This is a genomic window from Novosphingobium sp., assembly GCF_049240505.1.
GTDB lineage: Bacteria > Pseudomonadota > Alphaproteobacteria > Sphingomonadales > Sphingomonadaceae > Novosphingobium.
In genome coordinates this window covers 1-19,353 of the sequence record NZ_JBMLSM010000032.1, presented here as the reverse complement: position 1 = coordinate 19,353, position 19,353 = coordinate 1, and the positions used below count along the sequence as shown (strand labels likewise).

Below are 19,353 nucleotides of genomic sequence, written 5' to 3'. Positions count from 1 at the left end.
CGGCAGGTGCCGACTATCTGGTGCTCGATGTGGCGGCAGACAGCACCAAATCCCTTGGCGGAGACATGCGTCAGGCAATGGCGCAGATCGCCAGCGGCAAGGGCGAGGCGCTGCTGATCGCCGCCAACCGCGAATTCGTGACGCTCCCCAGCGCCCGCAAATCCTACGCCACGCTGATCCGCACGATGATCGCCGCCGATGGGCCGGTGATCTATCACTGCACCGCCGGCAAGGACCGCACCGGTTGGGCCAGCGCGGTCGTCCTCGGCCTGCTTGGCGTGCCGGGTGAAACCGTAATGCAGGACTACCTGCTCAGCAATACGCGGCTCGAAGCCAAGAACGCGGCAACGCTGGCGGCGGTGGCAAAATCGGGCCACCCCATCAACCCGGCCTTTCTGGAACCCGTACTGATCGTCAAACCCGCCTATATCGAAGCGGCCTTTGCCGAAGTCGAGCGCGTCTATGGTTCGCTCGATGCCTATGCGACGAAAGGCCTTGGCCTGACCCCGGCGGAAATCGAAGCGCTGAAAGCCAAGTTCCTCACGCCGCCTAGGGAATAAGCACCACCTTGATGCACTCTCCCCGCGCCTGTGCCGCCAGCGCTTCATTGATCTGCGCCAGCGGGAACGTCCTGATCAGCCGGTCGAAAGGGAAGCGGCCTGCGGCGTGATGCGCGATCAGTTCGGGAATGAATGTCTGCGGGTCGCTGTCGCCCTCGATGATGCCGATAATGCGGTGCCCCGGCGTCATCAGCGCGGCGATGTTGACGTTGATCGCGGCTTCAGGCTTTGCAGGAACGCCGACCAGTCCGATGGCGCCGTGGCTGCCCAGCGCGGCAAGTCCTGCCTCGATCACCGCCACCACGCCCGATGTATCGAACGCAAAGTCCAGCCCGGCAGGCGCGATGGCACGCAATGCCTCGGCAAGGTTGCCCACTGCACCCGGATCGATCACATGCGTCGCGCCCAGTTCCAGCGCGATGTCGCGCCGCGCCGCCACCGGTTCGACCAGCACAATGGTCTCACACCCCTGGATCACCGCGCCCATCACGGCGGCCAGTCCCACCGGCCCGCCGCCAAACACCGCGATGCTCGATCCTGCCGGGCAGGCCAGCGAATTGATCACCCCGCCCGCCCCGGTCTGGAACCCGCAGCCCAGCGGCCCCAGCAGTTCGAGCGGAACCTTCGACGTATCCACCTTCACCACATTGCGCGCGCGCGTGACAGTAAGCGCGCTGAAGGACGATTGGCCGAAGAAGTGCGAGGTCACCCGCTCGCCCTCCTTGGCATAGGCGGTCGATCCATCCTCAAGCCGCATCCCGGCGTAGTTCAGTGGCACGAAGCTCTGGCAATAGCTCGGCAGGTGTTCGGCGCAGCGCGGGCACGCGCCACAGCTTGAAAAGCCGACGACGACCTCATCACCCACGGCAAGGCCTTCCACGCCTTCACCCACGGCCTCGATCACGCCCGCGCCTTCGTGGCCCAGCACGCCCGGCAGGGCAAAGGGAGCAAACTGATCGCGGAAGATCAGATCGGTGTGGCACAGGCCAACCCCCGCAATGCGCACGCGCACTTCGCCCGCGCGGGGTTCTTCCACATCAATCGTCTCAAGCGAAAACGCGCCGCCGGGTTCGCGCACCACGGCTGCTGTGGCTTGTGCCATCGTACCTCTCCTTTTCCCTCTCAGCTCAAATGGCGCCGTTCCTGATGGCGAAAATCGCTTGGCGCCATGCCGAACCATCCCCGGAACGCCCGGCTGAAATGGCTCTGGCTGGCAAAGCCCGCCGCTTCTGAAAGGGCGGCAAGGCTCAGGTCTGTCTGTACCAACATCTGCTGCGCCCGGTCGAGGCGCGCTTTCATGACATATTGGTGCGGCGTGATGCCAATTGCCTTCTTGAACAGGCGGCAGAAGTGCGAAGGCGTGACCCCTGCCACCGCTGCCATCGCTTCAAGGCTGTGTTCGGCCGCCGGATCGGCCAGAATGGCGTTCATGATCTTGTGCAGGCGATAGGCGGAAAAGTCCGATACCGGAATGTCCAGCGGATTGCCATGCGCGGGCGGGCCGGAAAGGATGTGCGCCTTCAGCGCGTTGACCATTGCCGAAACATAGGCGGTGCGCTCGTCCGCCTGCGGGGCATAGATTTCCGCCAGTATCTGACGCGTCAGCGCCACACCCAGCGGATCGGCAAAGGCAAAGCGCATCCGGTTGAACTGGTCGGTATGGGCCTGCCCGGCCAGCACGTCTGACGACATCGACAGCGTAACCACGTCCAGTTCGCCATCCACCAGCCAGCCGGTGGGCATTCCGGCAGGCACGATCGTGGCGCAACCGGGGATGGAACTGGTTTCGGTCCAGCTACCGTTATCCCACGTTTTGACCTGCGGCTTGCCCGCGATATGTACGGTAAAGATCGGCTGCGGCAGGGCTGGCAGGGTATAGGCACCAACGAACTGCCGCCACCGGCACAGCGACCAGCCATCACCGATGGAACCCATCTCGACATCCGGGGCGCGGCCCAGAACGTCGCAGATGATTGCCTTGTTGTCCCAGACCGTCTCACCCATCACGGCACCAGTTTTACCTCCAGCCGTTTGAAACCGTTGATGAAGTTCGACCGTACCCGGCTCGGCTCTCCCACGATCTCGAAGGTGCGAACATGACGCGCCATTTCGGCAAAGGCCAGCCGCAATTGCATTTCAGCCAGACGCGATCCCACACAAACGTGCGTGCCCGATCCGAAGGCCAGATGCTGGCGAACAGGCCGCGCGATATCGAACCGGTCAGGGTCGGCAAATGCGGCAGGATCGCGGTTTCCGGCGGGATAGAACACCACCACCTTGTCACCCTTGCGGATGGCCTTCCCGCCAAGTTCCGTATCGCGCATGGCGGTGCGGCGCATGTGGATCACCGGGCTGGCGTGGCGCACCATTTCCTTCACCGCGCCGGGCAGCAGTGCAGGATCGGCGCGCAGCGCCTCCCACTGTTCAGGGTTGGCCGCAAAGGCGATGATGGAATGGTTGATCGAATTGCGCGTCGTCTCGTTGCCGCCCACCAGCGCAAGTATCAGATTGCCGATGAAGTCACCCAGCGGCACTGGCTCGCCCCTGATCTCGGCATTGGCCAGCAGCGATGCGATGTCCGGCCCCGGATTGGCACGCCGGTCCTCAAACAGGGCTGCAGCAAAGGCCATGAATTCGCCCAGAACCGCCTGCATCGCTTGCGGTGACTGGCGAAAGTCCGGGTCGTCCTCACCCACGAAGGCATCGGTCCAGCGGTGCAGATCGTGCCACATGTCGGCGGGCACGCCCAACAGTTCGGCCAGTGTAAGCAGGGGCAGCGGCACGGTCAGCAGCGGCAGGATGTCCACCGCCTCGCCCAGCGGCACTTGCGCGAACAGGCGCGTCACCCTTTCGGCAATCCGCTCCTCGATCCCCTGCAACCGCGCGGGCGAAAGCGCGGGCATCACGAACTTGCGATATTGCGTGTGCGTGGGTGGATCGCGCGAGATGAAGGGAATGCCGATGGCGGATTCCCCTGCCCCGGTCAGCCCCACCTCGTTTTCATTGAAAATGCGGTGCCCGCCGTTTTCATAAGCGGATGAGAAGAGATCGGGCTGGCGCGATACGGCCACGATCTCTTCATAACCCAGCACCGCCCAGAAGCCTGCGCCATCAACCTCCGGGTTCCAGCGCACCGGGCCTGCGGTGCGCAAGTCCGCAAAGCCCGCATAGGGCATCCCGCCGACGTAAAGATCGGGATTCTTCAGATCGATCATGGATGCCCCCGCCATATTAGAAGCGATTGTATGGATAGCCAACACGCACTTTTCGCTGTCGTCATTGCGAGCCTCGCGTAGCGAGGAGAAGCAATCCAGAGCGTTTCAGGCCGACTCTGGATTGCTTCGTCGGCTTCACCTCCTCGCAATGACGATACGTGTCCGAGATCGGCATAATCGCCATCTTAGAAACTGTAACGGATGCTGGCGCCATAGGTGCGCGGCGCAGCGGGGACGAGGAAGTTGTAGGGGAACCCCGCCCCGCGCAGGTCCAGACCATAGCCATAGAGTTTGCGGTTGAAGAGGTTGTTGGCAAAAGCGCGCACGGTGATTGCGTCATTGCTCCAGCTTAGCGCCGCGTTCACGCGGGCATTGGCCCCCTGCTGCAATTCGCTGTTGATCTGGCCGGTGCCTGGCGCATTGGCTTCATTGAAGGGCGAAAAGAACTGGCGGCTGGAATAGGCCATGTTCGGTGCAAAGGTCAGCGTGCCGCCACCCACATCCACCATGTCCCATTCGAACCCGAACTGCGCCGTCATGCGCGGGGCAAAGGGCAGATCGTTGCCTGAAAGGTTGGCGCCCTGCAGCGTCAGTTGCTTGTATTTGGAATGGAGCAGGCCCAGCGATGCATCTACCCGCAGCCCATCCACCGGGCGCAGCGTGGTTTCCACTTCCAGTCCATAGACTTCGGATTTCGGCGCGTTCACCAGGAACGATACCGGCCCCGCGCGCGTGTCCTGCAATTGCTGGTTGGTGTAGTCGTAATAGAACGCCGATGCCGCATATGTCAGCAACCGGCCACCGGCGCGGCCCTTGATTCCCACTTCATAGGCGTTAACCCGCTCCGGCTTGATATAGCCGATGCCTGCGGACGAGGTATAGCCGCCCCCGTTGACTGCGCCTGCACGATAGCCGCGATTGTAGCTGGCATAGACCAGCATCCCGCTGTCGAACGTATAGCTCAGCGCAACGCGCCCGGTCAGCGCATCGTTCTTGTCCGATAGCGCAAAGCGCGCGGTCGGATCATAGGCGCAGGTGCCGGCCACGCCTGCGCAGGGCACCGTCGTTGCAATCGGCGTCTGCGCCGCGCCGACTGCGCCGATGAACAGGTTGGCATGGGCATCATCATACCCCGACGTATCGTGGGTATAACGCGCACCCAATGTCAGCACTAACTTGTCGGCCAGATCGATATCGGCCTGCCCGAACACGGCATAGCTGTTGCGCACCTGCCGGTAGTGCTGGAAGAACCCGCCCGCCGGGGGCAGCGGCAGGTTGAATGTGTTGTCGGTAACGTTCCGGTCCCAGCCATAGAACAGCCCGCCGACGAAGCTGACGCCATCGCCATCGTAATTGGCGCGCAGTTCCTCGCTGAACTGGCGGTATTGCGAACGCCAGTTGATGTCGAGAATGTCCAGCGGCGCGCCGTCTGCCGCCTGCTGCAGGTTCTGGCTGCCGCCGTCATAGCTGGTGATCGATGTCACGCTTAGCGTATCGCTCAGTTCCAGCGCCACGTTGGCCGAAAAACCCCAGGCGTCGGTGCGGTTCACGCCAACGCGGTTTTCGTTGATCTCGAAGAAGCCCAGCCCCGTGCGGAATACGCCAAGGCCATGCACCGCCGCCTGCGTGCCCCGGTCGCGCCCGCCATAGGCGCGCAGGGTGATATCCAGTGTTTCGGTCGGCTTCGCACGCAGCGCAACGCGGCCCTGCAATGTATCAGTCGAAGCCGCATCGCGCCCGCCGGGAAAGACGTTGCGGATCTGCCCATCGCCCTTGGCATAGTTCGCCGCCACGCGCAGGCCCAGCTTGTCCTCGCTCAGCGTGGTTTCGGCGGCGCCCTGCGCGGTGAATGTGTCGAAATTGGCATAGCCCAACTGGAGATAGCCGTTGGAGCCGGAAAGATCGGGCTTCTTTGTGATGAAGTTCACCGCGCCGCCAGTGGTGTTGCGGCCAAACAGCGTGCCCTGCGGCCCGCGCAGCACTTCGATCCGGTCAAGATCGAACAGGCCCATGCCGTGGCTGGTGCGTGGCGCAAGATATACGTCATCCAGATAGACGCCCACCGGCGATGCCTGGTTGCTGTTGTATTCGTTCGCCACGCCGATCCCGCGTAGCGAAAAGTTGGGCTGCGTGTTGCCATAGGGGCTGTTGATCTGCAGGTTCGGCACTGCATCGCCCAATTGCGCCGAATTGGTGACGCCGCGTTCGGCCAGACTGTCTCCGCCCAGCGCCGTCACCGCCAGCGGCACGTCCAGCAGCGATTGTTCGCGCCGCTGTGCGGTAACCACGATATCGGCGTTGCCGTCATCGTCCGGCTGCGCATCCTGCGCCATCGCCAGTGGTGAAACGGTGCACGAAAGGGCCAGCGCAAAAGCGCAGGCGAAAGGCCGTGATGGCATCATATGTCTCTCCCAAGAACCGGCTTTTATAAGCCTCTTGCCCCCAGACTACCCGCGCAAGGGCGCGCAGGCTTTAGACCGGGCTGTTCCGAGATTTGACATTTCTTGCGCTGTGGGGCGCCTTTGGCCGTCCTGCTTCGTCACCCTGAATGGCTTCAGGGTGACGAAGGCTATGAAGCGATGCGACTCTTACGATGCAGGCTTCAACGTCGGGTACTTGATGCCAAGCTGATCCAGATAGGTCGGGTACTTGGCCGGATCGTAGTTGTATTTCTTCAACTCAGGCCGGATGCGCTCCATCAGATCCTTGTTCAGATGGATGGCAGGCTGGTCTTCCGGCGTCAGCACGGGATCGTACTTCTGGTCCTTGGTCTGCACCGTCTTGAAGTAGGTCTTGGCGTCGCTCACCAGCTTGGGCGTCGTCATCACGTCCAGCACGGTCAGCGCCACGGCCTTCGCGCCTGCCACCGCGCCCTTGTGCGCAACGGGCGTTGCCATCGCGATGGCCGATGTCACGTTGTGGCCGATCATGCTGGGTATGTTCGACGGAAAGCGGATCGTGATCGTCGGCACGGTCCACATGATATCGCCGATATCGTCAGACCCGCCGCCCATCGATTTCTCGCGCGTTTCGGGCGATGACAGCGGATCGACTTCGGTCTTCAGCGGCGCAATCTTGAACTTCAGCGATTCCTGCACCGCCTTGGTAAAGGCCTGATCGTCGGCAGACCACTTGGGCATACCCACCAGCTTGATGTTTTCATATGCGGCTTCGGCCAGCGGCTTGTTGCCATAGTTGGGCGCGGCATAGCCCAGCACGCGGCGCGAAACGGTGGTGCCGGTGGCCTTGGCCGCTGCCTCCGAAATCTCATTGCCGGTTTCATACAGCTTGCGGATGGAATCGAAGGTCTGTTCGCGGAAATAGTACCACACCGTCGCTTCGCCCGGCACGATGTTTGGCTGGCCGCCGCCGTTGGTGATCACATAGTGCGAACGCTGCGTCAGCGGCAGATGCTCGCGCCGCATGTTCCACGCGATGTTCATCAGTTCCGCCCCGTCCAGCGCGCTGCGCCCGGACCACGGCGCGCCCGCCGCGTGGGATGTGATGCCCTTGAAGTTGTATTCGACCGAGACCATCCCGTTGTTGCCGGAATCGCCATAGCTGGTGCCAAAGCTGGAGGCCACGTGGGTGAAGATCGAAACATCCACGTCCTTGAACAGCCCCGCCCGCACGTAATAGGCCTTGGTCGCCAGCAGTTCTTCGGCCACGCCCGGCCACAGCATCAGCTTGCCCTTGATGCCATGCTTGGTCATCACTTCCTTGGTGGCAAGCGCGGCAGCAACGATCAGCGGCATACCCGAATTGTGCCCTTCGCCATGCCCCGGCGCGCCGGGGATCAGCGGCTTGATCTGCGGCACGCCCGGCACCTGCGAAAGGCCGAGCAACCCGTCCACGTCAGACCCCAGCGCCACGACCGGCCCATCGCCATTGCTCCACGTCGCGGTCCATGCCGATGGAATACCCGCTACGCCCTTGGTGATGGTGAAGCCGTTCTTGGCCAGAATGCTGGTCAGGTATTCGGCAGTCTGGAACTCCTGAAAGCCCGGCTCCTGAAAGCTGAACACGGAATCGACCATTTCCTGCACCAGCTTGGCATTGCCGTCGATCAGCGCCGATGCCTCGGTCTTGAGCGCTGCAGGCGCCTTGGCCTCAACGCTCAGCGGAGTGCTGGCCATCAGCAGGGCCAGAGTGGATAGAGCCGCCTTCTTCATCATCACATCTTGCTCCCAAGGGGGGACTGTTGAACTTCGTGACGGTCCGGGGCGCCGCACCGCAGCCCCCCGGAACCGCACCCTCACATCTTGATGCGCCTTACATTTTGATCCGAAGGCCCATGCGGAATACGCGGCCCAGCACATCGTAAAGCGCACGGTTGGTCTGCGGATAGGCGGGCGTGTTGTTGCCCGTCGGGCCATTGGCCACCAGCACCGGGTCCTTGTTCGTCAGGTTGCGGACCGAAAGGAACGCCTGCGTCGCCACGCCCGCCACCTCGAAGTTGTAGCTGGCGTTCATGTCGAAGTAGAACGCGCCGGGGATGGAATTGAGGTTCACCGTGCGTCGGTCTGCGGTGGAAAGCGGGCAGTCGGTGGTGCAGGTCACGTAGTTGTTGTTGTAAACCCCGCCCGAAACCCCGCGCGCCACGCCCTGAATGCTGAACCCGCTGTCGAATTCATACGCTGCGGTGATGCGATAGGTCCACTTGGGCAGAGAGCCGGTGTTCTGCCCCGCCGCATCGGTCTGCAGCGTCACGCCGTTGTTGGTCACCAGTTCGATCGCGTGGCTGGCCAGCGCGCGCAGCGTAAAGTTGCCCGCGCCGATCTGGCGACGATAGCTGGCCTCCAGATCAAGCCCGCTGGTTTCGAGGCTGACGAAGTTGGTAGGTTTGATCTCGATGCTGGTCACCGCCAGCCCCGGGGTGGTCACCCCGCGTCCGCCGGTGGTCGATATGAACGAACACGAACTGGCGATCTGCTGGAGATAGCACTGGTCGGTCAGCGTCTGCGCGGTAAGCGAGTCGATCGATCCGGAAAGGTCGATCTTGTAGTAATCGACCGACATCGCAAAGCCGGGGATGAACTGCGGCGTCAGCACAAAGCCAGCGCCGTATGTCTTGGCCACTTCCGGCTTCAGATCGGGATTGCCAACAGTGGATTCGTTGAACTGGTTGGCGGCCACGGTGCCATTGGGCTGCGGCACGTTGACCGTGTTCGTGCGTCCCGTGCCCGGCGCGAACAGTTCCGAAAGATTGGGCGCGCGGATATCGCGTGAAACCGTGCTGCGGAACTTCACGTCATCACTGATCTGCCAGGTCAGGCCCAGCTTCCATGTGGCGACGGTGCCCGATGTGGAATAATCGGTCACGCGTGCCGCACCGTTCAGATCCATGCCATCCATCAGCGGCACAATGGTTTCGATAAAGCCTTCCTTCACGTTGTACGAACCGACCGTGGGCAGATAGTTGCCATAGATCCAGGTGCCCGTCGTCACCCCGTTGGCCACGCGGGGGCGGAACAGGTCGTCCACCGTTCCGGTCACCGATTCCTTGCGATATTCACCGCCAAATGCCAGCGAAACCGGGCCTGCCCACAGATCGAACAGGTTGTTGGTGGAAAAGCTCAGCGCCGCAACTTCCTGCTTCAGCTCCTGTTTGCGCAGCGGCTGAAGGCCATTGTACAGCACATAGTCGATGGCAGCCTGCGAAGCGCCGTTGGTGCCGATGCGGTTCAGCGGAACGCAGGCGCGGTCGTCGTTGGCAGTGTTGGTGTCCACGTTGATACGGCAAACGATGGTGCCCGCCGCATATCCGCCCACGTTGCCCGCCTGCGCCACCACGGCATCGGTTGCCGCCGCCATGCGCGCGATGTTCCAGGCGTTGGTCAGCAGTTCGTTGGTCTTGGTCTTGCCAAGCTGGTAATATCCATCCCACTTCCATTCGGCGCCCATCGCGCCAAATTCGCCGCTGCCCCCTGCGACATAGCGATAGACCTCGCGCGTGTTGTCACTGCCCTGCGGCGGCAGGAAGATGTTGCTGGTGCCGATCTGGATGGAGTTCAGGTTGTTGGTCACCATCGCAGCGCGCACCGAATCCGGCAGAAAAGCATTGTCGCGCTGGATCGTCACGCCGGTGGTCGGCGTCTGCTGGTAATAGCTCTGGCCATTGTACTTGCTATAGGCGAACTGGCCGAACAGGTTGAACGCTGGCGAAAATTCATAGCTCAGCCGCCCGAAAGCAGACGTCCGCTTTTCCGATGGCTGCAAGGTGGCACTGCCGCGATGGCCTTCGGTCGTGATGTCAAGATCGCCGCCGACCATCCATTGTCCGCTGGTGGTGCCAAACGCCAGCTTGTTCACCGTAGCCTTGCCGGTGGCAGGATCGATCGATCCGAAATAGGTGCCGCGCAACGGGCCGGTGCTGACCAACCCGCCTGGCGTGAACTGGCCGGTGCCAATGCCGGACGAGATCAGGAACTCGTTGACGCAGGCCGTGGCCGCGCTGCTGTCGGTGCAGGCCGATGCGCTGTAAGCCGGGTTGTTGGCCAGAAAGAAGCCGCTGTCGTTCCAGTCGCGGTCGATGGACTGGATGCCGGTCTGCGTGAAGTGTTCTGCAGAAAGGATCACATGACCGCGCCCTTCGGCAAAGGGCTTGCCCACCGTGGCGGAAAACTTGTGGTTCGGGCCATCGCCGTATGTGGTCACGCCGTGTTCGTATTCGGCGGCAAGGCCGGTGAATTCCTTGTTGAGGATGAAGTTCACCACACCCGAAACCGCGTCGGAACCATAGGCGGACGATGCACCGCCCGTCACCACTTCCACCCGCTGGATCAGTGCCTGCGGGAACGTGTTCACGTCCACCGAACCGGTGGTGGTCGAAGCGACCGAACGTTGCCCGTCGAACAGCACCAGCGTGCGCGCCGCGCCCAATGCACGCAGGTTCACGCTGTTCACGCCCGCTGCCCCGTTCGAAAGCGAACCGTTGGTGCTGGCCGCAGTGGTCGATCCGCGCACGGCGGGCAGCGTGTTGACGAAATCGGAAATGTTGGCCGGCGCTTCGGACTTCAGCTCCTTGGTGCTGACCACGCTGACCGGGGTTGGCGCATCATAGCCATCGCGGACGATGCGTGATCCGGTGACGGTGATCTGGTCACCCGGCGCTTCTTCGAAAACTGGCTCGTCGGCCGCCTGCGGCGCAACATCGGTTGATTGCGCGGTGGCCAGTGATGGCAGGCCAAGGCAGGCCAGCGATGCGCTGCACAGCAGCATTCTTGAAAAGGTCAAGTTACGGACCGATGATTTGTCCGAATAATGCTGCATAAAAACCCCCATTTTTAAGTAACAATTTTCTCCTTTCATCTCCCATTATTTATTTATGCATTTTTATTTGCAAAAGTCGTTGTGCATCCCTGATTCCGATGGCTATTCAAGAAACATCGGCTTGGCAAAACCCTTTTTGCAAAAGGGTGGATTTGGGCGTTGACAGGGTGGTGTCGCTGCAGTCCTCATCACTTCTTCAAGGATGGCGATATCTTCCACCGCGATATTCAGATTTTGAATGAATCAGCCCTTTTGGGCCGCATGAATCTTCATCCCGAAACCGGAATCAGGATTTTTCGATGAATTCTCCAACGCTCGATCTGGATGAGGTGGATTTTCGAATCCTCGAATTTCTCTCGGCAGACGGGCGCAGCACCGATGTCGCGCTGGGCGAACAGCTCAACCTTTCCAGCACGGCTGTGGCCCGCAGGCGGCGAATCATGGAGGAAGCGGGGATCATTACCGGCTACCGCGCGCAGCTTTCGCTAGAAGCGCTGGGGTTCTCGGGCGTGGTCGTGGTGATGATCGAACTGCGCAGCCAGGCAGAACAGATCCTCAACGAATTCGAACAGGAAGTGATCAAATGCCCGTCGATGTCCTATTGCGGATTCATATCGGGTGACACGGATTTCCTGCTGATCGTTCACGTCAGTTCGCTGGACGAATACGACACGATCTATCGCAAGGAACTGTCGAACCTCCCCCACGTCGCCAAGATCCGCAGCAGCTTCATCCTGCGCGAAGTGGCGCAGCGTTCCACCATCCCGATCATTTTCGAACGCGGTCGCCCCGGCAAACCGCGCAAGGCGCGCTGACCGATGTCCCTGCAACCATCGTCCGCAACAGCCAAAATTCGTCACTCTGAACTCGTTAGGATGAAACGACCGTCCCGCCCAAGCCCCCAAACACTCTGTATGCTACGGGGATGAATGCAAGTTACAAGGATGGCGGTTGTCCAGTTACTTTACCGAATGGGATAAGCGCCGCGACCGGCCTTTTCATCAGGCCAGCAAACCGCTCAAACGCCCACGAATGATGCCTTCCGCATCGCCCATGATGCGGTCTATCAGTTGCTGGCAGGTGGGCACGTCATGAATCAGGCCCTGCACCATCCCGGCCCAGAACACGCCCTTGGAAAGATCGCCGGTTTCGAGCAGCGCCTTGCCCGCGCGGCCGTTGACCAGTTCCTGAACGTCTTCAAACTTCGCGTCTGGTTTTGACAGGCGACGCACCACTTCTTCGGACACTTCGCTGCGTCCGACGCGGGCGGTGTTCTTGAAGTTGCGGAATATGAGGAAGCTGCCGCGTTCGTCATTGTCGATATAGGCCTGCTTCACGTTTTCGTGAATCGGGGCTTCCTGCGTGGCACAAAAGCGTGTGCCCATGTTGATGCCTTCTGCGCCAAGCGAAAGCGCCGCCACCAGCCCGCGCCCATCGCCAAAGCCTCCACTGGCCAGCAGGGGAATCTTCACCTTGTCAGCGGCTGCGGGAATGAGGATCAGGCCGGGAATGTCATCCTCGCCCGGATGGCCGGCGCATTCGAAGCCGTCGATCGAAATCACGTCGCACCCGGCACGTTCCGCCGATAGCGCGTGGCGCACGGCGGTGCATTTGTGCAGGATGGTCACCCCGTGGGGTTTCAGCATTTCCCAGATCTCGCGCACGGCCTGCGTGCCCGCCGTCTCCACGATCTTCACCCCGCCATCGATGATCGCCTGCGCATAGGCCTTGTAATCGGGGGAATTGACGGTGGGGAAGATCGTCATGTTCACGCCGAAAGGTTTTGCCGTCATGGCCTTGGTGCGCTCGATCTCGTCCCGCAGGGCATCCGGGGTGGGCTGCGTCAGCGCGGTGATGATGCCAAGCCCGCCCGCGTTGGAAACGGCGCTGGCAAGTTCGGCATAGCCCACATTCATCATGCCACCCTGCACGATGGGATGTTCGATCCCCAGCATTTCGGTGATGCGTGTCTTGATGGCCATGCTCTTCCCTCGCCCATGTCTTATGATGTGTGGGCACAGTTGCAGCATGACGGTTGCCCCGCAACCTCGCAGACCTGACAGACGGCCTCAGGAATGGCGCTTTGCAGAGGTCTGACAGAAAATTCAGGCAACGCTGTCAATTTATGTGACCGTTACCTTGACCAGCGCTGCCAATTGGCTAGGTTCCCGCAATCACTGGTGGGAATCCCGTAACTGCGCAGAGTCGCATGGGGGAATGTCATCCGGTGGAGCGAGAGGAATATACATCCGATGATCGAAGCCACGGACGCGCACGTGAACCGGCGCGGAGCCATTGCGCGTATCGCGCTGCTGCTGGGAGCGACGGCGCTTCCGGCCGACGTGTTCGCGCAGGCGCTGGCAAGCGCAAAGCCCTATCTTCCGGCAGGCCAGATGGCGCTGCTTTCGGCAGTGGCCGATACCATCCTGCCCAAGACCGATACCCCCGGCGCGCTGGCAGCAAAAGTGCCGCAGCGTCTGGATGCGATGCTGGGCAACTGGGCTGCGCCTGCAACGCGCGAAGAGCTTCTTGGAGCGCTCAAGCGCATCGATGATGCCGCTCGTTCGGCCAAGGGGAAGGGTTTCGCCGCTCTTTCGGTGAAGGACCGGGAAACCTTCCTGCGCGCCCATGATGCCGCAGCGCTGGCCAAGACAGGGCAGACAGTCGCTTCGGGGAAATTCCCCTTCACCAAGACGGTGGCGGTGGTCGATCCCGGCTATCTGCGGCTCAAGGATCTTGTCGTCGATCTCTACTATTACAGCCCCGAAGCGACCGCGACCGAACTGGTCTACGAACACGTGCCCGGCAAGTATGAGCCATCGCTCAAACTGACGGCGAAATCGCGTCCGTTCCTCGGCCTTGGCCCTTTCTGAAGCGAGTAAGACCCATGTTTGATGCAATCGTGATCGGTTCGGGGATGAGCGGCGGGATTTCCGCCAAGGAACTTGCCGAGCGGGGCCTGAAGGTTCTCCTGCTGGAGCGTGGCCGCAAGGTTGAACACGTTACCGACTACAATGACACCCAATCGCCGTGGGAACTGCCCAACAACAACGCAGTGCCCGAAGAAGAACTGGCGCGCGACTATCCCGTGCAGGGGCAGTGCTATGCGCTGAACGCCGCTACCAAGCAGTTCTGGGTGAAGGACAGCGACCACCCCTATATCACGCCGGAAGAACGGCCGTTCACATGGATTCGCGGCTACCACCTTGGCGGGCGCTCGATCATGTGGGGGCGCCAGTCCTATCGCCTTTCGCCAATGGATTTCGAGGCGAACGCCAAGGACGGCCACGGCGTTGACTGGCCGATCCGTTATGATGATCTGGCCCCGTGGTACAGCCACATCGAAAAGTTCATCGGCGTTTCGGGCAGCAAGGAAAACCTGCCCCAGCTTCCCGATGGCGAATTCCTGCCCGCGTGGGAAATGAATGACGCCGAGAAGCTGTTCAAGGCTTCGGTCGAACAGAACTTCCCCGGCCGCAAGGTGATCATCGGGCGCAACGCCAACCTCTCGGTCGCCCAGCCCCATCACGAGGAACTCGGCCGCACAAGCTGCCAGAACCGTTCGATCTGCGAACGCGGCTGCAGCTTCGGCGCGAACCACACCAGCCTTTCGTCGTCGCTTCCGGCGGCAGAGCGCACGGGCAACCTGACCATCGTGACCGATGCGATCGTTCACAGCCTTGTGCAGGATCCCAAGACCGGGCGCATCACGTCGGTGCGCGTGATCGATGCCAAGACCAAGGAAGGCAAGACCTACGAAGCGAAGGTCTTTTTCCTCAATGCTTCAACCATCGGCACCGCGCAGATCCTGCTCAATTCGCGCAATGAAGCGAACCCGCGTGGTCTGTGCAACAAGTCCGATCAGGTCGGGCGCAATATCATGGATCACATGTATGCGCTCAGCACCGTTGGCGTGATGCCCGAATATCCGAAGGACAGCTATTATCGCGGTCGCCGTCCCACTGGCATCTACATTCCGCGCTATCGCAACGTCACCGAAGATGGCGGCGATTTCGTGCGCGGCTATGGCTATCAGGGCGCGGTCATCCGTCAGGGTGGAAAGCCCAGCGCAGACGCACCCGGCATCGGTCAGGATATCAAGCAGCGCGGCCGCGAATTCGGCCCGTGGGTTGCGTTCATTTCCGGCTTCGGTGAAATGCTGCCCAACCCGGAAAACCGTGTGGTTCAGGATGAGACGCGCAAGGACCAGTGGGGCATTCCGCTGCTCAACATCAGCGTCGGTTTCAGCGACAACGAACGCAAGATGGCCAAGCAGATCCTTGCCGACGGTAAGGCGATGATCGAAGGCGCAGGCGGCACGGTCGTTTCGCAATCCACGCAACCGGGGCCTCCGGGACTTGGCATTCACGAAATGGGCACCGCGCGCATGGGTCGCGATCCGATGACCTCGGTGTTCAACGGCTATAATCAGGCGCACGAAGCCCCGAACCTGTTCTGCACCGATGGTGCGGTCATGGCATCGTCGGGCTGCCAGAATCCGTCGCTCACCTACATGGCGATGTCGGCCCGCGCCGCGCACCATGCGGCGGAATGGCTCAAGGCAGGCAAGCTCTAATGCTGCGCAAACTTCTGGCAACGGCGGTTGCGCCGATCGTGCTTCTCGGCTCCGGGGTGGCGTCTGCCGCTGCCCCGGTAACCGATTGCGGCAATCGGGACACGCCGTTTTCGGCGGCATCGCCGCTGGTCGATGTGCTGCTGAGCGATCAGGCAAAGGCTGTGGTCGAAAAGGTCATTCCCGGCAAGATCGCAGCAATGCCTCCGCTGTTTTCGGGCACCACGCCACCGACTTTCGCCGCCATTCTCGATGTGAAATCGGCGGCGATGTTTCTGGGAACGGATGCTGCAAAAATCGCGGAAATCGATGCCGGATTGCGCACAGTACCCGTTACCGATGCCGATCGTGTGAAGCGCTGTGCGCGCTTCGATAACGATGTTCCCGCCCTTTCGCGGGCGCCGGGCAAGATCAATGTGCTGGTCTTTGAAAAGATCAACGGTTTCAAGGATACGCCTTCGGTCGATGCGGCGCACGCCGCGCTGATCGCAATGGCGGATCGCAAGGGCTGGGCGCTGGCCTTCACCGACAAGGGTGGTGCGTTCAATGCGAAAACGCTTGGCCAGTTCGACGCGGTGCTGTGGAACAACATTTCGGGCGACGTGCTGACCGTTTCGCAGCGCGCGGCCTTCAAGGGCTGGCTCGAAGCGGGCGGTGCGTTCGTTGGCGTGCATGGCTCGGCAGGCGATCCGGTCTATTTCTGGGATTGGTATCCCGATACCCTGCTGGGCGCCCGCTTTGTCGGCCACCCACGCGGCAAGCAGTTCCAGGAAGCACGCATCGCGGTGGAATCTGCCCATCCGCTGGCCAAGGGGCTGCCCGCAGAATGGCGCATGACCGACGAATGGTATTCATTCCGGTCCAGCCCGCGTCTTGCCGGGGCCACGCCCGTCCTGATGCTCGATGAAAGCACCTATGAACCCAACGATCCGCAGATGCCGGGTCTGGTCATGGGCGCGGACCATCCGCTGGCCTGGACGAACTGCATCGGCAAGGGTCGCATGTTCTATTCGGCAATCGGCCACCGGCCCGAAACCTACAGCGAGCCGAACCATCTGCACTTGCTGGAAAACGCGATTACATGGGCCGCGACCGACAAGGCCGCTTGCCCTGCGAAGGCCCGATAAATCAGCCTTTCAGCGCGAAAAGAAAAAGAAGTGTAGCTTGCTCCCATATGGGCACTTCGCGTTGTGGTGCAGTGCGGCATCTCGCTTGCATCGTCCGCAACAGCGAAGTTCCCGGATATGTCCAAACTGCTTGATCGCCAGACACTGACTCATCTCGAACGCCTTGAATCCGAGGCGATCCACATCATGCGCGAGGTCGTGGCCGAGGCGACGAACCCCGTCATGCTCTATTCGGTGGGCAAGGACAGCGCGGTGATGCTGCATCTGGCGCGCAAGGCGTTCTACCCTTCGCCGCCGCCGTTCCCGCTGCTGCACGTGGACACCACGTGGAAGTTCCAGGCCATGTACGAACTGCGCGACAAGATGGCGCGCGAAAGCGGCATGGACCTGCTGGTCTATCACAACCCTGAAGCTGCCGAAAAGGGCATCAACCCGTTTGACCACGGCGCGCTCCACACCGATATGTGGAAGACCGAAGGGCTGAAGCAGGCGCTCGACAAATATGGCTTCGATGCGGCCTTCGGTGGCGCGCGGCGTGACGAGGAAAAGAGCCGGGCCAAGGAGCGCATCTTCTCCTTCCGCACCGCCAGCCACGGTTGGGATCCGAAGAACCAGCGCCCGGAACTGTGGAACCTTTACAACGCCCGCAAGAACAAGGGCGAATCGATCCGCGTGTTCCCGATCTCGAACTGGACCGAGCTGGATATCTGGCAGTACATCCACCTCAACGACGTGCCCATCGTCCCGCTCTATTTCGCGGACAAGCGCCCCACGGTCGAGCGGGACGGCATGTTGCTGATGGTCGATGACGAACGCTTCCCGCTGCAGCCCGGCGAAGAGCCGGTCATGCGCTCGATTCGTTTCCGCACGCTGGGTTGCTACCCGCTGACCGGCGCGGTGGAGAGCGAGGCGAAGACGCTGCCGCAGGTCATCCAGGAAACGCTGCTGACCACCACCAGCGAACGCCAGGGCCGCGCCATCGACAAGGATGCCGGCGGCGCAGGCATGGAAGTGAAAAAGCAGCAGGGATACTTCTGAGCCTTACTGCATGAACTGTGCCCCCGCGAAGGCGGGGGCCTCGTGCCTCCAAACACATTCTTACCGGCCTGAGGCCCCCGCCTTCGCGGGGGAGCAGGGAAGGGAACACAAGATGACCGAGCAGACCGATCCCATCTACGTCACCGATGCCCTCATCGCCGAGGATATCGACGCCTATCTTGACCAGCACCAGCACAAGACCATGCTGCGCTTCATCACCTGCGGGTCGGTGGACGATGGCAAGTCCACGCTGATCGGTCGCCTTCTGTATGATTCGAAGATGATCTTCGAAGATCAGCTTGATGCGCTGCAGGCCGATAGCAAGAAGGTGGGCACGCAGGGGCAGGAAATCGACTTCGCGCTGCTGGTCGATGGGCTTGCCGCTGAACGCGAACAGGGCATCACCATCGACGTTGCCTATCGCTTCTTCAACACCGAAAAACGCAAGTTCATCGTCGCCGATTGCCCCGGCCACGAACAGTATACGCGCAACATGATCACCGGCGCGTCTACCGCCGATCTTGCTGTGATCCTGATCGATGCGCGCAAGGGCGTGCTGGTGCAGACGCGCCGCCACTCTTACTTGTGCCACCTGATCGGCATCCGCAACATCGTGCTTGCGGTCAACAAGATGGACCTCGTGGACTACGATCCGGTGGTGTTCGACGCGATCGTCAAGGACTATGCCGAGTTCGCCAAGTCGATCGGCATCGAAAACTTCACCGCGATGCCGATTTCCGGCTTCAAGGGCGACAACATCACCACCCGTTCGGCCAACACTCCGTGGTATCAAGGCCCTACCCTGGTCGAGCACCTCGAAACGGTGGAAGTGCTGTCGTCGGTCGATGCGGACAAGCCTTTCCGTATGCCGGTGCAGTGGGTGAACCGCCCCAACCTCGATTTCCGGGGCTTCTCCGGCCTTGTCGCCACGGGCAGCGTAAAGCCGGGCGACGAAATCCGCGTGCTTCCTTCGGGCAAGACCAGCAAGGTCACCCGCGTGGTAACGCTGGACGGCGATCTGGAGCAGGCGGTTGCGGGCCAATCGGTCACCATCTGTCTTGCCGATGAAGTGGACTGTTCGCGCGGCGATGTGATCGCGCTGGCTGACAATCCGCCGCAGGCCGCCGACCAGTTCGAAACCACGCTGGTCTGGCTGAATGACGAAGCGATGATCCCCGGCCGCGCCTATTGGCTGAAGCTGGCGACGCAAACCGTTTCGGCCACCGTGCAGCAGCCGAAATACGTCGTGAACGTCAACACGATGGAGCATCTGGCAGCCAAGACGCTGGAGCTGAACGCCATCGGCGTGGCCGAAATTGCGACTGACAAGTCACTGGTGTTCGAAGCCTATGCCGACAATCGCACGCTGGGCGGCTTCGTGCTGATCGACAAGATCACCAACGCGACCGTTGCGGCGGGGATGCTCAACTTCTCGCTCCGCCGCGCGCAGAACGTGCACTGGCAGGCGCTGGACGTTAGCCGTGAAGCGCACGCTGCGCTGAAGAACCAGCGGCCCAAGGTGCTGTGGTTCACCGGGCTTTCCGGGTCTGGCAAATCGACCATCGCCA

At 61.4% G+C, this 19,353-nt stretch carries 14 protein-coding genes; 7 read left to right on the top strand and 7 right to left on the bottom strand.

Features of this window, described 5'->3' with window-relative positions:
- On the top strand, positions 1 to 560 hold a 560-nt coding region (locus tag ACOVQ0_RS03075; protein ID WP_421880077.1), incomplete at its 5' end, for a tyrosine-protein phosphatase.
- Here the strand turns inward: ACOVQ0_RS03075 and ACOVQ0_RS03070 are convergent.
- From ACOVQ0_RS03070 to ACOVQ0_RS03045, 6 genes are all read right to left on the bottom strand, one after another.
- On the bottom strand, positions 550 to 1,662 hold the full coding sequence (locus tag ACOVQ0_RS03070) for an NAD(P)-dependent alcohol dehydrogenase (RefSeq protein ID WP_421880075.1): 1,113 nt from the start codon (positions 1,660 to 1,662) through the stop codon (positions 550 to 552). The two genes, ACOVQ0_RS03075 and ACOVQ0_RS03070, sit on opposite strands and share 11 nt — an antisense overlap.
- Positions 1,663 to 1,682: 20 nt before the next feature.
- Complete coding sequence (locus ACOVQ0_RS03065; RefSeq protein WP_421880073.1) at positions 1,683 to 2,564, bottom strand: helix-turn-helix transcriptional regulator; 882 nt, start codon at positions 2,562 to 2,564, stop codon at positions 1,683 to 1,685.
- Positions 2,564 to 3,775 (bottom strand): cytochrome P450, encoded by a 1,212-nt coding sequence (locus ACOVQ0_RS03060; RefSeq protein ID WP_421880071.1) that lies wholly within the window; start codon positions 3,773 to 3,775, stop codon positions 2,564 to 2,566. The genes ACOVQ0_RS03065 and ACOVQ0_RS03060 overlap by 1 nt, the downstream gene beginning before the upstream one ends.
- A gap of 185 nt (positions 3,776 to 3,960) precedes the next feature.
- Positions 3,961 to 6,177 carry a TonB-dependent receptor gene (locus tag ACOVQ0_RS03055; protein ID WP_421880069.1) on the bottom strand — a complete coding sequence of 739 codons (2,217 nt, stop codon included), beginning with the start codon at positions 6,175 to 6,177 and terminating at the stop codon, positions 3,961 to 3,963.
- A gap of 186 nt (positions 6,178 to 6,363) precedes the next feature.
- Entirely contained in the window at positions 6,364 to 7,947 is a 1,584-nt protein-coding gene (locus ACOVQ0_RS03050; protein WP_421880079.1) for an amidohydrolase, read from the bottom strand.
- A 100-nt stretch (positions 7,948 to 8,047) separates the two neighbouring features.
- Positions 8,048 to 11,011: a TonB-dependent receptor plug domain-containing protein gene (locus tag ACOVQ0_RS03045; protein WP_421880067.1), complete on the bottom strand. Its 2,964-nt coding sequence runs from the start codon at positions 11,009 to 11,011 to the stop codon at positions 8,048 to 8,050.
- 335 nt (positions 11,012 to 11,346) lie between these two features.
- On the opposite strand from ACOVQ0_RS03045, the gene ACOVQ0_RS03040 reads away from it, so the two are divergent.
- Positions 11,347 to 11,862, top strand: a complete 516-nt coding sequence (locus ACOVQ0_RS03040) for an Lrp/AsnC family transcriptional regulator (RefSeq protein WP_421880065.1) — start codon at positions 11,347 to 11,349, stop codon at positions 11,860 to 11,862.
- A 186-nt stretch (positions 11,863 to 12,048) separates the two neighbouring features.
- On the opposite strand, the gene ACOVQ0_RS03035 is transcribed toward ACOVQ0_RS03040, so the two are convergent.
- On the bottom strand, positions 12,049 to 13,029 hold the full coding sequence (locus ACOVQ0_RS03035) for an NAD(P)H-dependent flavin oxidoreductase (RefSeq protein ID WP_421880063.1): 981 nt from the start codon (positions 13,027 to 13,029) through the stop codon (positions 12,049 to 12,051).
- Between the two features lie 270 nt (positions 13,030 to 13,299).
- On the opposite strand from ACOVQ0_RS03035, the gene ACOVQ0_RS03030 reads away from it, so the two are divergent.
- From ACOVQ0_RS03030 to cysN, 5 genes are all read left to right on the top strand, one after another.
- Positions 13,300 to 13,920, top strand: a complete 621-nt coding sequence (locus tag ACOVQ0_RS03030; RefSeq protein WP_421880061.1) for a gluconate 2-dehydrogenase subunit 3 family protein — start codon at positions 13,300 to 13,302, stop codon at positions 13,918 to 13,920.
- A 14-nt stretch (positions 13,921 to 13,934) separates the two neighbouring features.
- Positions 13,935 to 15,623 (top strand): GMC oxidoreductase, encoded by a 1,689-nt coding sequence (locus ACOVQ0_RS03025; protein ID WP_421880059.1) that lies wholly within the window; start codon positions 13,935 to 13,937, stop codon positions 15,621 to 15,623.
- Positions 15,623 to 16,747 carry a ThuA domain-containing protein gene (locus ACOVQ0_RS03020; RefSeq protein ID WP_421880057.1) on the top strand — a complete coding sequence of 375 codons (1,125 nt, stop codon included), beginning with the start codon at positions 15,623 to 15,625 and terminating at the stop codon, positions 16,745 to 16,747. Before ACOVQ0_RS03025 ends, ACOVQ0_RS03020 begins: the two co-directional genes overlap by 1 nt.
- A 117-nt stretch (positions 16,748 to 16,864) precedes the next feature.
- The gene (gene cysD, locus ACOVQ0_RS03015) at positions 16,865 to 17,785 is read left to right on the top strand and encodes a sulfate adenylyltransferase subunit CysD (protein ID WP_421880055.1); all 921 of its coding nucleotides are present in this window, start codon (positions 16,865 to 16,867) and stop codon (positions 17,783 to 17,785) included.
- A gap of 112 nt (positions 17,786 to 17,897) precedes the next feature.
- On the top strand, positions 17,898 to 19,353 hold a 1,456-nt coding region (cysN, locus tag ACOVQ0_RS03010), incomplete at its 3' end, for a sulfate adenylyltransferase subunit CysN (protein WP_421880053.1).